This is a genomic window from Enterobacter quasiroggenkampii (genome assembly GCF_043972695.1).
In the GTDB taxonomy this organism is placed as follows: domain Bacteria; phylum Pseudomonadota; class Gammaproteobacteria; order Enterobacterales; family Enterobacteriaceae; genus Enterobacter; species Enterobacter quasiroggenkampii.
The window spans coordinates 4628643-4642605 of the sequence record NZ_CP143745.1; the positions used below are offsets into that span (position 1 = coordinate 4628643).

17 protein-coding genes and 1 tRNA gene are annotated in these 13963 nt (G+C 54.1%); 2 read left to right on the plus strand and 16 right to left on the minus strand.

The genetic code is table 11. The features are described from left to right. The first annotated feature begins 304 nt into the window (after positions 1-304). Positions 305-463: a hypothetical protein gene (locus tag V1572_RS22000; protein WP_152594380.1), complete on the plus strand. Its 159-nt coding sequence runs from the start codon at positions 305-307 to the stop codon at positions 461-463. Here V1572_RS22000 and V1572_RS22005 read toward each other — a convergent pair. Together V1572_RS22005 and V1572_RS22010 are read right to left on the minus strand one after the other, a co-directional pair. Next, positions 460-1074 carry a Fic family protein gene (locus V1572_RS22005; protein ID WP_126957016.1) on the minus strand — a complete coding sequence of 205 codons (615 nt, stop codon included), beginning with the start codon at positions 1072-1074 and terminating at the stop codon, positions 460-462. The two genes, V1572_RS22000 and V1572_RS22005, sit on opposite strands and share 4 nt — an antisense overlap. Before the next feature lie 3 nt (positions 1075-1077). After that, positions 1078-2394, minus strand: a complete 1317-nt coding sequence (locus tag V1572_RS22010; protein WP_333187233.1) for an integrase arm-type DNA-binding domain-containing protein — start codon at positions 2392-2394, stop codon at positions 1078-1080. Positions 2395-2563: 169 nt separating this feature from the next. On the opposite strand from V1572_RS22010, the gene V1572_RS22015 reads away from it, so the two are divergent. Next, positions 2564-2634 (plus strand) — tRNA-Met (locus V1572_RS22015). 71 nt (positions 2635-2705) lie between these two features. Here V1572_RS22015 and V1572_RS22020 read toward each other — a convergent pair. The 14 genes from V1572_RS22020 to V1572_RS22085 form a co-directional block, all read right to left on the minus strand. After that, positions 2706-2906 (minus strand): ogr/Delta-like zinc finger family protein, encoded by a 201-nt coding sequence (locus V1572_RS22020; protein ID WP_023616173.1) that lies wholly within the window; start codon positions 2904-2906, stop codon positions 2706-2708. Positions 2907-2973: 67 nt separating this feature from the next. Beyond that, entirely contained in the window at positions 2974-4128 is a 1155-nt protein-coding gene (locus V1572_RS22025; protein ID WP_063622452.1) for a phage late control D family protein, read from the minus strand. Then, on the minus strand, positions 4125-4589 hold the full coding sequence (locus V1572_RS22030) for a phage tail protein (RefSeq protein ID WP_262796636.1): 465 nt from the start codon (positions 4587-4589) through the stop codon (positions 4125-4127). The genes V1572_RS22025 and V1572_RS22030 overlap by 4 nt, the downstream gene beginning before the upstream one ends. Positions 4590-4600: 11 nt before the next feature. Then, a complete protein-coding gene (locus V1572_RS22035) occupies positions 4601-6862 on the minus strand; it encodes a phage tail tape measure protein (RefSeq protein WP_262796635.1) in 2262 nt (753 codons plus the stop codon). After that, positions 6855-6974, minus strand: a complete 120-nt coding sequence (locus V1572_RS22040) for a GpE family phage tail protein (protein ID WP_023616176.1) — start codon at positions 6972-6974, stop codon at positions 6855-6857. The genes V1572_RS22035 and V1572_RS22040 overlap by 8 nt, the downstream gene beginning before the upstream one ends. Before the next feature lie 32 nt (positions 6975-7006). Continuing rightward, positions 7007-7309 (minus strand): phage tail assembly protein, encoded by a 303-nt coding sequence (locus V1572_RS22045; RefSeq protein ID WP_262796633.1) that lies wholly within the window; start codon positions 7307-7309, stop codon positions 7007-7009. Between the two features lie 56 nt (positions 7310-7365). Further along, complete coding sequence (locus tag V1572_RS22050) at positions 7366-7884, minus strand: phage major tail tube protein (RefSeq protein WP_045910027.1); 519 nt, start codon at positions 7882-7884, stop codon at positions 7366-7368. Between the two features lie 11 nt (positions 7885-7895). After that, positions 7896-9083, minus strand: coding sequence for a phage tail sheath protein (locus tag V1572_RS22055; RefSeq protein ID WP_227879569.1), 1188 nt, complete (start codon positions 9081-9083; stop codon positions 7896-7898). 125 nt (positions 9084-9208) lie between these two features. Next, on the minus strand, positions 9209-9730 hold the full coding sequence (locus V1572_RS22060) for a tail fiber assembly protein (protein ID WP_063439547.1): 522 nt from the start codon (positions 9728-9730) through the stop codon (positions 9209-9211). After that, complete coding sequence (locus tag V1572_RS22065) at positions 9727-11454, minus strand: phage tail protein (protein WP_395299597.1); 1728 nt, start codon at positions 11452-11454, stop codon at positions 9727-9729. Before V1572_RS22065 ends, V1572_RS22060 begins: the two co-directional genes overlap by 4 nt. 11 nt (positions 11455-11465) lie before the next feature. Beyond that, a complete protein-coding gene (locus tag V1572_RS22070) occupies positions 11466-11996 on the minus strand; it encodes a phage tail protein I (protein WP_023616181.1) in 531 nt (176 codons plus the stop codon). Continuing rightward, positions 11989-12897, minus strand: a complete 909-nt coding sequence (locus tag V1572_RS22075) for a baseplate assembly protein (protein ID WP_048224966.1) — start codon at positions 12895-12897, stop codon at positions 11989-11991. The genes V1572_RS22070 and V1572_RS22075 overlap by 8 nt, the downstream gene beginning before the upstream one ends. Before the next feature lie 5 nt (positions 12898-12902). Further along, positions 12903-13253 (minus strand): GPW/gp25 family protein, encoded by a 351-nt coding sequence (locus V1572_RS22080; protein WP_023616182.1) that lies wholly within the window; start codon positions 13251-13253, stop codon positions 12903-12905. Further along, the gene (locus V1572_RS22085) at positions 13250-13891 is read right to left on the minus strand and encodes a phage baseplate assembly protein V (protein WP_045910032.1); all 642 of its coding nucleotides are present in this window, start codon (positions 13889-13891) and stop codon (positions 13250-13252) included. The genes V1572_RS22080 and V1572_RS22085 overlap by 4 nt, the downstream gene beginning before the upstream one ends. Positions 13892-13963: the final 72 nt, after the last annotated feature.

Genomic DNA, 13963 nt, shown 5'->3' on the forward strand with positions numbered 1-13963 from the left:
CGCACTGTGAAGAGCATCTTCCTCGCTGAAAACACGTTAGGATTTTCGCCATCAGCGTAGGAAAGCGGCATTTAACAGCAAGTGAGAACTATCGAATATTGATACGCATCAGAATTTTCTTAGCTAATTGTGCCTAAGCTCAACAAAAGTAGATCGGCACTGCCTGTTGGAGTTTTCCAGCGAATTATATGGCCTTGCTGAGGCAGAGAATTCTGCGTAATGGAGTGAATGTTACTCTACAGCCCCTCTTGTGAGCATTATCAGGTCGAACTAGAATGAAGGCATCAACTATGAGGCTCTCCCCATGACAAAGAAAACAGCGCATCCTTTGGTCACTAAAACGCAGCTCTTCCGCACCGTTGCCAGCTCTACTGCAATTGAAACCGGCGTTTCTGTAGAGAAAATCGAGAAGCAGCTCAAGCGCTTTCAGGCACAGGCTAAAGCGGTTGGTTTGGCTCGTTAATCAGGCAGAATATCGCTAACCAACCGGATCATGGGGGCAAAGTTACCTGACACACCAGCCTGAATCGCCTTGAAGTAAAATGCTTTATGCTCATCCCATAAGCTGTAATCTAGCACCCCAACACCCGCCTGAACCGCCAGTACATCAAAAAGTAAGCGCGACAAACGCCCGTTACCCTCCCGAAAGGGATGGATCAAAATAAATTCCACATGGCATTCAGCCAAAAAACCAGCCAGCTCGGCGCGAGACAGTGTGTTCAATTCCGTGAAGCGGGAAAGGTATTGTTTTTCAAAGCCTGCGATCAGCAACGGGATCCTGTCCGCAGCAGCAAACTGAAACCCATCTTTTGCAAGGTTAGCGTTACGGAGCTTTCCAGCCCAGTCGTAGACATTACCTAACCATTTGCGGTGCCACTCGCGAATATGCTCAAAACTCAAGGTTGCTGGTGGTTGCTGGCTGATAAATAGCTGCTCATACAACATGAGCAACAGCCCAGATTCCAGCGCATCCATTTCAGCGGCATCGATAATCTCCAGCTTGTTCGCTAGAACCAAATCACCTGAACCGGGCTGATAACGTTCTTCTGCTGAATTAAGCTCATATTTTGACAAGCATTACCTCCGTCCGAACAGGTTCACGACATTGTGTTCCTGCTGTCGTTGATAGTTGTTGACCCGGTCTTCCCAAACCTCAAGCGCCCTGCGCTTTTCAGACAGATAATCATAACGGTCATAGTGTTTCGAGCTGACATCATTCAAAGCATGATTCTGGATACGGTCACGGATCTCTTTGCTAATCCCCGCCTCTCCCATCAGCGTTTTACAGGTCCGGCGTAAATCTCGCGCCGTGAAAACTTTAAACTCAGGATTAAAGGCCCGGAAATACATGATAGAACGCGCCAGGCTATCAGTACGTACTGGCCGCTCGCCGTTGGTCGACAGAGGAAAAATATAGGGACTGTTGCTTTCCTTTGTCAGCTCTTTCACCGAGACTAATTCCTGTAATGCCGATTCAGTCAGCGGGATCAGGTGCTCACGTTTGTTTTTCGATACATCGGCTATGACAAGCAACGTCTTTTGTTGCCAATCAATAGCACTCCACTGGCTGGCAATCATTTCAAACGGACGCTGCCCACCAGCGTATACGCAGAAGCGAATCAGATGCTGCATCAGTGGCCCAACGTTGGTGGCCTCTACGAACCGCTCCATGACAAAACGCAGTTCTTCAAGCGTTAGCCAAGTATCGCCGACTTTCTCCGCAGCAGATTGCTTTGGTATAACTGAAACAGGGTTAATCTGCAGTCCGAACGTGATGCCTACACTGGTGTTCATAGGATCATTATCCGCTTTCAGACCGTAATTAAACGCGGCCATCAGATACGAACGGATACGGTTCGCGTGGACAACTGCATCGCGTTGAATGATGCCAGCCAGAATTTCTTTAACCTGGGAGGACGTGACGTCTTTTGCTTTCATTTCTCGAGGGATAATTGAGTAGCACTCTTTCTCTAGCCGTTTCAACACATCAGCCCAAGTCCGCTTATTGTCGAGCTTCATCTTGTTAACATAGCCATGCACCAGCTCTTCGAACGAACCCTGTGAACGATGTAGCTGCATGATGTGCTGCTCGGCCAGACGTTGTTGCTCAAGCTCTTGTTGCGGCTCTTTGCCCTCAATAAGCCATGCGCCATACTTTTTCGCCAGCTCATTGGCCGTCACCAGTTTCATCTCAGGCCAGATACCCAACTGGATAAACTTCTCTTTCTTGCCTTTATCAACGTAATAGCGAAAGTAAAAAACCTTACTGCCAGAAGGTTGCACTTTTACGCCAAGCCGCCCTGCGCCGCGTTGGCCGCTATTACTCCACTCATAGTAGGACGTGCTTTTAGGCTTGAGCCCGCGTATTGCCGTATCCGTTAAATGCGTTGCCACGTCATCACCTGTTCATTTTCGCTTACCTGACCCAATCAAATTTTGGGTCAGGTAATGGGTCAGGTAACGATATTACTGCCGTGAACATTTAGGAACAAATCAAAACGACGACAAAGCCACAACGCCATGATTTAAAGCAATTTAAAGTACAAACCAGAACAAATCAGAAAGTTTAAGAAAACAGGTATTCTATGACTCATAATCGCTTGGTCGCTGGTTCAAGTCCAGCAGGGGCCACCAAATTTTAGATTTAGAATCATATAATTAAGCCACTCAATTGAGTGGCTTTTTTATTGATTTTTTTGAACCCGCTAACCCTGGCTCAGCGAAGCCGTCTGGACACGTCCAGAGGCACCAGGGGTCGCAATCAGACGCTCTACGGACTCCATCGTCACGAACGTACAGCTGCAGTCCACATTGGTGCACTGGTGATAGCGCTCTTTGGTATTTTCACTTAGATAGCGACTGGTACGCGCATGCGCAGAGTGCTTGCACTTAGGACAATGAAACATGTACCCCTCCACTTAATTCACATTTTGTGAATCAATAATACCCAAAATAAAACAAATAGCAACTACATTACTCACTATCAACAGTAAATTTTTCGTCGCTGACGTTCAGCTCAAGCTTAAGCTGCGTGGTAAATCCGCTATCGTTGAGGGTATGCACCACTTCGCTGATGATCCACGCCTGCTCGTCGATGACGCGTTTAAAACCGTTTACCAGCACCGGCGTTTCTGGGAACAGATCGGCGCGTCCCAGGGCAAGCTGGATGGAAAACTCTACGGTTCCCCGCTGAAGCGCGCGCCACTTCGCCTCTGCGGCCCTGAGCGCCTGCTCTTCAGAGGCATAAACCGTGGTAAGCTCAAATACGTTTTCCGCCGATCCCACCAGCCTCTCTTGCGGCTTCTGCTCCTTGCCTCCTGTTTCCGCTACTGGTGCGACGGCATCCGGGTGCTGCAGTGCTTCTGTCGGCTGCCCCCCTGATTGACGTGAAATACTCAATTGAGGATTTTGTTGCTTTGGGTCGCGCGTTTGCAGCCATTTGGCCGTCACGCCGGAATAATTTTCACGGTCAGCGACGGAAAAAAGGTGCTTATCGCCATCCCCACGCTCAATCATCATTAAGGGAATCGGCGTGCCGCTGGCCGTCACGGCCTGGCCCGCTTTCATAAAGATAATCTTCCCGGCTTTGATTGAAACAAATGCTCCATTACGTTCAGCCAGTCGGGAGAGGAACGCCGCGTCTGTCTCCTGAGACTGGTCAATATGAGAGATGGCGATGGATGCAAGCCCCGACGCGACGCTTGCGGTCAACTGGTTACGCTGAGCGATGGTATCAACTATCGCGCCAATCGTCGTGTCATGCCACGACTGTTCGCGCCGCACGTTTAGCTTTCCACGAAAATCTGCGCTGAATCCCCGGATGGTCAGCGTGTCCGGCGCGCCCCGGAATTGAATCGCATCAATCGTAAAGTCCCCTTTCTCCTCGAGCGGGGTTCCCTCCCATCCCAGCCATAAGGAGAGCCTTGCCCCCCGGGCCGGCAAGTCTAGTAGCCCGTCGGAATCATCCAGTTGAATATCCAGCTGATCGGCTTCCAGCCCACGTTTGTCGATCATGCTCAGACTGATAAGACGGTGGCTGAAATTCTGTGTGACATCGCGATCGTCAAGCTTAAGCATAAAATCAGGGGCGATTTTCCCACCCGCCCGGATATTCATTTCGGTGATCATCCCACCAGCCCTCCAATGCTATTACGTGCGCTCGTCACCAGCTCTTCGGCCTGGGTTCTCAGATCGCCAAACATCGTCATCAGCGATTCGTCCACGCGTTTCAGTTCCAGCGTAAAATTAATTTTTCGGGCGGTACCGTCACTGTAAAAATCCGAATGCGTATGCGTGACTTTTTCAATGATAAACATGCCGTGAATGATGCCGGTACCGTCTATCAACGGCCATGCCCGCCCCTCATTCGCCATCAGCTCAACCGCCTTGAGGGAAAGCCGCCCTCCCGTGAGCTCAGGGTAAAGCAGTCCGGAGAGGGTAAAAGATGTCTCGCCTTCGCCAAGGTACTGCCAGGCTTTAGGTTTCCCGATCCGATCGTTGGACACCCAGCGGTAATCCTTTGTAAACTGCATTGTCTGATAGGGTAAGGTTCGTCGTTCAAAGACAAACAGACCCAGCACCATTAACATTTTATCTCTCCTCAACCATACATTAAGCTGGATTGCTGCCGTCTCGCTTTATCCTGTTCAATGCTATCTATTGTCTCCCGGATTTGACGCGTCAGATCCGTTGCGGAGGCCGTGCCCCCCTGCAGCGTGATGTGATATTCGCTTTTACTCTGATCAACGTAAGAGCGTCCTCCCGGCACGAGGGTTGGCTGATACCCCTGGCCGACGCCAGAGATCCCCGCCACCGGAATGGACGAACTGCCCGCAGGAGAGGATGTCGCGTCTGCTTTTGCCGCCGCGGCATCGAGATTACCCGACTCGTTTTTGATAAGACCGAGTTTCTCCAGCAGCCAGCTGGCCTTGCCGCTCAGGCTGTTAAAGAGATTAAGCGGTGCCATTAACGCATCACCCAGCGCCTGTCCAAAAATCACGCCAGCGTTTTTACAGCCATCCAGCGTTTCCTGCGTCGCCTTGATCGGCGTAATCAAGTCGGTGAACCATTGCCAGATACCGCCCAGCTTCTCCGAGATAGCGTCAAATACCGCCATCACCGGTGAGAACAGCGCACCCAGCGGTGCGAAAGCCGTTGAAAGCCCTTCCATCACCCCGCCAAAGAAGGCGCTGATGGGCTCCCAGTATTTGAAAATCAGCAAAGCACCGGCGGCAATCGCCGCGCCAAGGGCTATCACCGGCCAGCTAAGGGCGCCCAGCACCGTCATGATGGCGCCGCCCACCACGCTGAATATCGTTCCTAACATCCCGGCCGCGGTAATAACCATATTGATGCCCGTCAGAACCGGACCAATAACCGTGCCTACGCCACCCAGTACCCCAGCAAATGCCTGCGCGCCGACAACAATGCTGGCAAGGGTCTGCGTCAGCTCAGGGTTGGCATTCACCCACAGGGAGGCCGTGCCAAGCCAGCCGGTTGCGGTTGTTATCAGGTTGCGCAAAGCGCCATCTGCTTTATCAAATACGTCAATCTTCAGCCCGCTCCACGCGGCCTGGAATTTGCTGATATCGCCGTCAAGATTGTCGGTCTGCACGGAAGCCACGAGCGCGGAACTGCCTGTTGCCCCCTGCAACTGCTGGCGTTTTTTATCAAGCGCGCCGTTACCCGCGGCTGAACGCAGTGCATCCGGAGCCTGTGGCTGTCGCAGCATCGCGCTGAGCGCGTCCCCGGCGGCGGCACCGTTCATTCCCTTTTCCGTCAGAACGCCAAGCTGCGCGATTGTCTCTTCAAGACCCATACCGGTCGCATCCGCAGCGGGCGCAGCGGAGGTGACGGCCGCCGCCATCTCAACGAGACTGGTGTTCGAAGAGGTAAACCCGCGGGTAAGTAAATCTGCGATGCGTCCCGCATCCGTATCGGTCAGGTTATAGGCGGCCTGCGTGCTGGCGATCATATCGGCCGCTTTAGCCGCGTCGACATTCCCCGCCAGGCTGAGGTTAACCGTGGGTACAGTGGCAGCAATAACCCCATCGGCGTCGTAGCCTGAACGAGCCAGTTCGGTTTGTGCACGGACGACCGTATCTGCGGGTACTCCGGTCCTGGCACTGACCTCCCGCGCCTGCTGGCGAATGGCCTCAAGCCGGGCGTCGCCCTTCTCCAGACCAAGGCTTGCCTGAATAGTCGACATCTGTTTTTCAAAACTGATGCCAGGCGCCATAAACCGGGACGTCTGATCAAAGCCCGCTTTGGCCATGCCCACGCCCGCGTTAGCCAGTTGATGCACCCGCGTGGCTACGCGTTTGCCTGACTCGTAGCGATTCTGAACGGTACTCAGCTGCGCCTGCTGCTGATTGACGCGGGCCAGCGCATCCCGCTGTCGGTTAAGCTGCTGCGTTTTTTCGCCGATCTGACTTTTTAAACGACGCTCATCCGACGAAAGCGTTCGCGTGTTGATTCCCGCCTGAGCGAGTTCAGTCCGCTGACGCTGTACCGAGTAACGTAAGCTGTTGTACTCAAGCTTGAGGTTGGCTGCCGATTTTCGGGCTGCGGACAGCGCATCAGCCTGTGCCTGAGTAGGGTTTTGTGTGTTTTTAAACTGCAACGCCAGCGCCGCCGCCTGCTGTTTCGCCTGAGCAAGCGACTGCTCCGTCGTGGCGAGCTGGGCATTTGCTTTTCTGAAGCCGTTAATACGACCCGCCTGCTCGTCGAGCGCCCCCAGCGCCGTCTGCGAATCATGGATATCGCTCGCGAGAGTCAGGCTGGCGTTCTGAAGAGCGTTAAGCGGTCGGCTTGCACGATCAACTGCCTTAAGCAGTTCCTGAAGACTGACATTATTACTCATGGTGGTTTCCGCTTCGCTGCAGCGCTTTTTCGCGCCATAAGAGGAGTTCGGTCACGCTAAGGGAGTACAGTTCTGACGGCGGCCAGTGAAAAATCACCGCGATATCCGCCATCAGATCGTCGACCGACAGATTTTCGGGAAATCTCAGCGAGCCGAAGCCGGTGACAAAAAACCGATCACCTTACCGGCAAAAGAGAGCAGATCGCAGGCATCCAGACGCGCAACTTCATGCTCGGTCAGAGCCGGCGAGGTCATTCGCGGCAGCACCTTGATCAGGGCATCAACGTCGGATTGCGCCAGCGAGGCCAGCGAGATCCCACGCAGAGTCCCGGCATTCGGTTTGGAGACCGTCACCTGTTCAATTTTTTGCTCGCCGCGCTGAACGGGGCTATCAAGCGTGACGATGTATGAGCTGTCGTTCATGGCGTTCTCGTTGCTATTTTCCATTTCATTACTCTTCTGAAAGTTAGCTTACCGGCCGGCTATCCCGGCCGGTTAAAGGATTACAGGCCGATGGCCTTACGGTGTTCAGCCAGACGATCGACGCCGTCGACTTTCAGCACCATGTTGATGATGTCGATCTCGATGATCTCTTTGCCATCAATGGTCAGCTGGTAGTACGCGCACTCGGTGGACATCTTGGTGGTGCCGCTTTCGCCCTGCTTGTTCTCGCCGCCATCAAACTCTTTATGACGGCCGCGCATGACGATTTCGACGGCGGAGATTTCGCCGGTATCATCACGCTGGAAAGAGCCGGTAAAGCGCAGCGGCACGCTGTCCGCGCCCGGAGAAGCGTACTGCGCCCACAGCGCGGCGTCCGGCAGACCGCCAACAGTCCACTCCAGCGCCAGGGCATCATCATCCAGACCGAGATCGACAGAGACCGAGCCCGGCATACCGCCGCCACGATACTTCTCCAGCTTGCGGGTAAGCTTCGGTAGGGTCACAGACTCAACAACGCCCATATAGCTCAGGCCATCGTTGAACATATTCAGGTATTTAAGTTTGCGTGGTAACGCCATGCTTTAGCTCCTTAGCTATTAACCGAATCTGACAGGTCTGCCAGATAGGTATCGGTGATGCGCTGGCGCAGGGTCAGATTTTCCAGCGGCGGGACAGGGGTGTAGTCGTAATCGATATACAGTTTCCCCGCTTTCAGGGTGGTTGCGTCGTTCGACTCAGGGTCATACCAGCAGGAGCCGTCGACGATATAGCCGTTGGTTTTCAGCTCGCGGAACTTGGCATTAATACCGGAAACGATGTCGCGGATAAGCGTTGGCGTGATGGGTTTATCCATCGCCCACGCGTGCGCTTCCGCCATGGTATCGGCCAGCACCTGCGCGGTACGGGTGTAGTTTTCAAAGACGAATAACGGGTCGTCAGAGCAGGTACGGTTACCCCAGAATTTGAAGCCATCGTTGCGAATCAGCGTGGTGACGCCCGCCTGGTTAAGCAGGTTCGCATCGGTAGCCTGTTCCTGCAGATCCCAGGAGACAGAAGCGCTTACGCCCGTGACGCCGTTGACGCCAACGTTTGACAGGGTTTTATGCCAGCCGATGGTCTGGTCGATTTTGGCGCGCAGGCCAAGCGCGCGAGCGGTTGCCCAGGCCGTCGTCGTTGCGTTCGTGGTGGTATCCCATGCCAGAAAATCAGGGTGGATAACCATCAGCTCGCGCTGGCTGAAGTTTTTGCGGTAGTCGATCGCCTCAGAAATGGTTTTACATCCCCATGCGCTGACATAGCCGAACGCGCGCAGGCTCTGGCACATCGCGGCCAGCGCGGTTGCCACTTCCTGAGAATCCAGCCCCGGCACGCCGAGAATACGTGGCTTAACGCCGGTTACCGTTTTCGCCGTGAGAAGCGCCTTCAGGCCGGTATATTTACCGTTTTCATCGGTAGTACCGATGATGTTGGAAACGGTCTGTTTGCGCGCCTCCTCCGGGGTTTCAGCGGCGCCTTCAGCCACACGAACAACAACGACAACCGGTTTACACTGGTCAGCAATCGCCTGCAGAGAAGCGGACAGCGTCCCCGCCTTGCCGGCTTTCGCAATCGCAGTTTGCACGTTGGTAATGAGCACGGGCTCGTTTAAAGGAAATGTCTTGTCGTCAGCATCGCTGGCCGTACAGACCATACCGATGATTGCCGTCGAGACGGTGGAAATGGTGCGGGTGCCATCGTTGATTTCGATAACTTCCACGCCGTGGTGATAGTCGCCCATCCGGTTAACTCCTTCGTTTAGTGGTGAGGCTATTGTCTGTGGAGTGCGTGATTGATGCGACGTATTGGGGTTGGGGAAAGGATTACACAACAAACGAAAAACCCTCCGGATGGAGGGTTTGGGAGTCAGGCGGGGCGTTCAGGCCACTCGATAGCTGGGGCAGTACTGAGATCCAGCCGGTTTAGCATCACCCGATAGCGCTTCCAGAGTAACAGCGAGGCAGCTTCCTCATCTGTTACAATGCCAAGATCGGAGGCATCCTGGAGTGGGGCAATAATATCTGAAGTTTCGGCAAGTAATTCACTTCTTCTGGTTTCCGCCTGTTGAATCAATTCCTCACGACTCAACTGGCGTGGAATAATTTCAGTGCCATTCCACATCCACTCGCCGTATATATTAAGACCTTCAGGCACGTCTGTTAGGTCAACTTCTGAAACTGACATACCCAGCGGAAAAAGCCGATCTACCTGTTCGCTAAAAGAACGAATGACATTATTTTTGTCGTAGCATATTTTCAAACTATCGGGCTGAAAGCGGGACATATGATAATACCAATCCAGCCCTTCTTCTGACTGAAGGAAAATTGCGTTAAACATAAAGTCTTTATATTCTGGTTCATATTGAACGAAATTTTTAAGTGTAATCATGCTGTATGACCTACAGTAATCCATCCGATATTAGACAGGTACTTCTGAATTGGGCGGTAGAAAATCGTATCGCCGCCTGGGTTATCGCCTTCAAAGTTATAGCCTGTCATGGCACATCCTGGAGGCACACGCTGCCAGGCATTTCTTACTATCGTGAATGCCCCCTCAGCCCCCATAGCAACATCACGGACAAAGTATTGCAGTGTCCAGTCCTGTCGTGCATAAGGGCTTAAATCTTGTTGTGGGGGTGGGTTATTTGATGAATAAACTCGAACCGCTCCGCCTGATTCAAATACTCCTTGTCCTGAGTAGATATTTCCACTACTCGCAATCGCTCCATCTGGAGCAACTGTTGCCAGAAGACGATTGTTGAGCCATATAGCAAATCCAGTAGCATCGGTGCCCCCCCCCCTCGTCAGGCCGATAGCCATCGAATTATCGTACCATTCGAATATAGCGCCAGAAACAATCCCGCCGGGTCCTCCTGGCTGAGCGCTAATAAGAACTGAAGAGTTCCTTTCAGTAGGTACCGTTCCTACCCTGCCAAATCTGAAGGTACCGTTATAATCTCCGCCAAAGGCTGATACCGCATTAACATCGACAGCATTGGGCTTATTACCGGTATGATAAATCGTCTGCCAACCTCCCCACGTACTATTATCACCATTAAGCGCACGGAATTTAAGCTGTTTCCCACCATCGCTATAAGATGCAGCGTATTGAACCCGGTAACCGCCCAGCCCGCCGACATCAAGAATCGTCGCCTCATAACCTGGCGAATTGGTTGCATTCGAATAACAAAAACTCACCGAGTTGGGCGGCAGAGCATCGGCATTTGAAAGTCCCGTACCGGCTCTTGCAGATACAGATCTGATAGCTACTGCACCACCATTAACCAGCAGCCGACCAGGAGTTATATCGTCAGGCGCCTCCTGGGCATTTTTGGTCGCAGCGGTACCCTGGCTATTCCTGAGTTTAATGAGGTCATCACTAACCGTTTTCACAGCCTTGGGTGTCGCAGCAAGGGCCTCAGACGCACTATCGGTTGCACTGCTAAGCTGAACAATCCCCTTTTGTCCGGTAGTCGCATCCTGAGCCGTATACTTACCACGGGCAAGGTCGTAGGCAGCCTTAACCGCTTTCGGCGTTGCGGCCAGCGTTTCAGACACACTATCAGTCGCACTACTGAGCTGCGTAAATCCTTTAGCCGTTAGCGTGGCATCGGGATGACGGCGAGACTGCTCATGCTCTTCAAGCTTCTCATCAACGTACTCCTGGGTCGCCATCACCGTAGACGTATCTATCGAGAGCTCGACCGAGGCGATATCACTGACCATGATCACCATTCTCACGGTCTGTGCACGGCCCGATCCCTGCTCCAGTAATGGTTTGTAACTTTCCGCCATGTTGCCGACGGCAATCAGCGTACCGGTGTCATCGTAAAGCCCCATCTCACGCATCCAGAAACCACCCGCTTCGGGAGGAATGAGAAGCTCCGCGATTACATAGTTAAGCTTTTTATTGTCCTGGCTAATTTTATTCAGCCCATGGCGCCAGACTTCATTAACCAGCTTCGTCTGCCCGGCATCAGGAACCGGCAATGTGCCGCCACCGTCACCCACGGCCATCGCCGTAAAATTGACTTTCTTGCCGTTCGGGACGGTCGCGGCAGCCAGTTTTTCGGCACCGGCTTTGGTGATAACCGTTTTATATTTTACTGTCATTGTGCTCTCACTTATCCGGGATAAACCGTGATGATGTCGCCGTCATAGCTCAGGGCGCCGGTATAGAGATAACCCGGAATGTCCTGGATGATATTCAGGCCAATAAGGTGGCGGCTGGCAGGCTTTGCATCAGCAATAAGCCTCTCCATTTCGTAATACATTTCCTCGGTGATGCCCGTGTCCAGTACGCCGATATCAAGGCGGAAGGTGCCGGGCGGATCGTTGGTTTGCCACCACTCGGTAACATTAATCAGATAGCCAAGCGGCTCCACCACGCGACGTACAGCGCCTATCGTTCCCTTGTGGGCATGAATAAACCACGCGGCGCGGATCACCTCCCGTTTGGTGGCCTCCGGCCAGTTCTCATCCCAGCGGTCAACCGAAAACGCCCACGCCAGCCAGGGCAGCAGATTCGCCGGACAGGTGTCCGCATTCCAGAGATGGCGCAGCGGAACCGGCGTATTTTCGATGTCCGCACAGGCGCGCGCCGCGGCGACCTCAAGCGCCGATGAGCCGACCGGTAAAAGGCGGGCATTACTCATCGTTTCCCCCCACGGTTACGCTGTAGTGGCTGCACCAGGAGGCCTGAGTTTCATCAAGCACGATGTCAGCCGCGGGTGCGGTCAGTTCCACCCGCTGCACCCCTTCCACGTGAAGGGCAGCGTAAATGGCTGACTTGCGGATATCGCGTCCCAGCCGATGCTGAGCCGTGATGTAGGTCTGTAATCGGGCTCTTGCCGCATTGAGTACTGGTTCACTTTCGGGGCCGGGAAAAAGGAAAAGCGATGCTTCAATGCTGTAGTCGACAATGTTGGCCGACTGGACGGTCACGCGGTCGGCGACGGGCCTGACGTCCTCATCGTTCAGCGCATTGCGAACAACGGCGAGCAGTTCCTCAGACGCTACGCCGTTATTCTCCCGGGAGAGCACGGAAACCGTGACGTTTGCGGGCTGTGGGCTAATGACGGAAATGTCAGCCACCCGACCATCTGCACTGCGGCCATGGAACTGATACGCGCCCGTCGAACCGGCCACGCTCAGCCCTTCCGGCGCTTGCTGGATGCGCAGACGAAAGTCGGTATCGGACTCCATCACAGCCGGAGTGGGCGGTAACGTGGTGTCGTCGGCAGGGGTAATCGTAAGACGCGCAAGGTTCGCGTTTGCCCCGATCTGGTCCAGGTCGTGGCCTGCCGCATAGGCCAACATGACCGCCCGTGCAGCCTCGTTTACGCGCTGGCGCCAGATGACTTCCCGGTAGGCATTCTCCTGCAGCAGCTTCACAATCGGCTCGGATTCCAGCGTCAGCGTCCGTGCAATCGCCTCTCGCTCCTCTTCCGGATAGAGGGAGACAAAGGTGGCCTTTCGTTCTGCCAACAGCGTTTCATAATCCACCTCCTCCACGACATCAGGCGCGGCGAGCTGGCTCAGATCAACAATAGCCATAGCGTTTAACTCAGTGAAATGGTGATAGAAAAGGATTGTCCAGAGGTCGGGCGCGTGCCGGTGATATCGACATACAACGTCCCGTCGTTCTCCGAACGTTCGAAAGTGATGGCCGTCAGGCTTATCCGCGGCTCCCATTTCTGGATGGCGGAATAACAGGCGGCCATGATCTGCAGGCGCAGCGCCGGGCTCTGCGGCCTGTCTATCATCGCCGCCAGCAGTGAGCCGTAATCCCGGCGCATGACCCGCGAGCCAATCGGCGTAACCAGAATGTCGCGCACGCTCTGCCGGATGTGGTCAGCCTCTGAAAGGCTTAGCCCGGTCTGCCTGTTCATTCCCCTGTAACGCACCGTCATTGTGTCCCCTTAGTCCAGCTTCCGCCGCTTTGCACACTGCCGTGCGCGTGGTTGTCCACCTGCACCCCGTTGGAGGTCAATTTACCGCCGGAGTGCTCAATATTTCCGGTCATCACCCCGCCCTTCTGCACTTCCAGCGAGGCGGTAATTAACTTGTTGGTACACACCACTTCAGGCGTATCCAGCGTGATGCGGGACGTTGAGATCACCCGCACTTCCGGCACGGTGGCGGTCAGCGATTCAGAAGCGGAAATGTCGGCCGTTTTAATACCTGAAACCGTCAGCGCCCCGCGTCCGGGTTCATACTCGATCACCGCGCCGTCAGGGAACGCGACGTGGAACGCGTCAGGCGACCCGGACGGCGCCGGATGGTCATCAGAGAAAATGCCGGGCAGCACAAAGGCGGTATCCAGCTCACCGCCGATGGCCAGCAGCAGCACCTGCTCTCCCTCGGAAGGGGCCCACCACACGCGCGAACGTCCCGCACGGCAGGTTAGCCAGTTCAGCCAGGTGGTTTTCATCCCGCCGGTCTGGACACGACAAAGCCCTCTGTTGAGGTCAACGTCGGTCACAACACCGATACGAATCAGATTGCGGATCGCGCGAGCGATACCGTGCATGGAAGTTAATGTATTCATGAGAAGAGAATGCCGTTCAGGAGGAACGGCAGCAACGAGACGGGGTTTTCTGCGGGATGATACAACAAGCGG

Coding starts and splice junctions, on each gene's coding strand:
- V1572_RS22040 (WP_023616176.1), bottom strand. CDS start 6,974: ATGGCGGATATCGCGGTGATTTTTCACTGGCCGCCGTCAGAACTGTAC.
- V1572_RS22070 (WP_023616181.1), bottom strand. CDS start 11,996: ATGAGTAATGCCCGCCTTTTACCGGTCGGCTCATCGGCGCTTGAGGTC.
- V1572_RS22085 (WP_045910032.1), bottom strand. CDS start 13,891: ATGAATACATTAACTTCCATGCACGGTATCGCTCGCGCGATCCGCAAT.
- V1572_RS22075 (WP_048224966.1), bottom strand. CDS start 12,897: ATGGCTATTGTTGATCTGAGCCAGCTCGCCGCGCCTGATGTCGTGGAG.
- V1572_RS22030 (WP_262796636.1), bottom strand. CDS start 4,589: ATGTTAATGGTGCTGGGTCTGTTTGTCTTTGAACGACGAACCTTACCC.
- V1572_RS22050 (WP_045910027.1), bottom strand. CDS start 7,884: ATGGCGTTACCACGCAAACTTAAATACCTGAATATGTTCAACGATGGC.
- V1572_RS22065 (WP_395299597.1), bottom strand. CDS start 11,454: ATGACAGTAAAATATAAAACGGTTATCACCAAAGCCGGTGCCGAAAAA.
- V1572_RS22025 (WP_063622452.1), bottom strand. CDS start 4,128: ATGATCACCGAAATGAATATCCGGGCGGGTGGGAAAATCGCCCCTGAT.
- V1572_RS22035 (WP_262796635.1), bottom strand. CDS start 6,862: ATGAGTAATAATGTCAGTCTTCAGGAACTGCTTAAGGCAGTTGATCGT.
- V1572_RS22020 (WP_023616173.1), bottom strand. CDS start 2,906: ATGTTTCATTGTCCTAAGTGCAAGCACTCTGCGCATGCGCGTACCAGT.
- V1572_RS22045 (WP_262796633.1), bottom strand. CDS start 7,309: ATGGAAAATAGCAACGAGAACGCCATGAACGACAGCTCATACATCGTC.
- V1572_RS22060 (WP_063439547.1), bottom strand. CDS start 9,730: ATGATTACACTTAAAAATTTCGTTCAATATGAACCAGAATATAAAGAC.
- V1572_RS22080 (WP_023616182.1), bottom strand. CDS start 13,253: ATGACGGTGCGTTACAGGGGAATGAACAGGCAGACCGGGCTAAGCCTT.
- V1572_RS22000 (WP_152594380.1), top strand. CDS start 305: ATGACAAAGAAAACAGCGCATCCTTTGGTCACTAAAACGCAGCTCTTC.
- V1572_RS22055 (WP_227879569.1), bottom strand. CDS start 9,083: ATGGGCGACTATCACCACGGCGTGGAAGTTATCGAAATCAACGATGGC.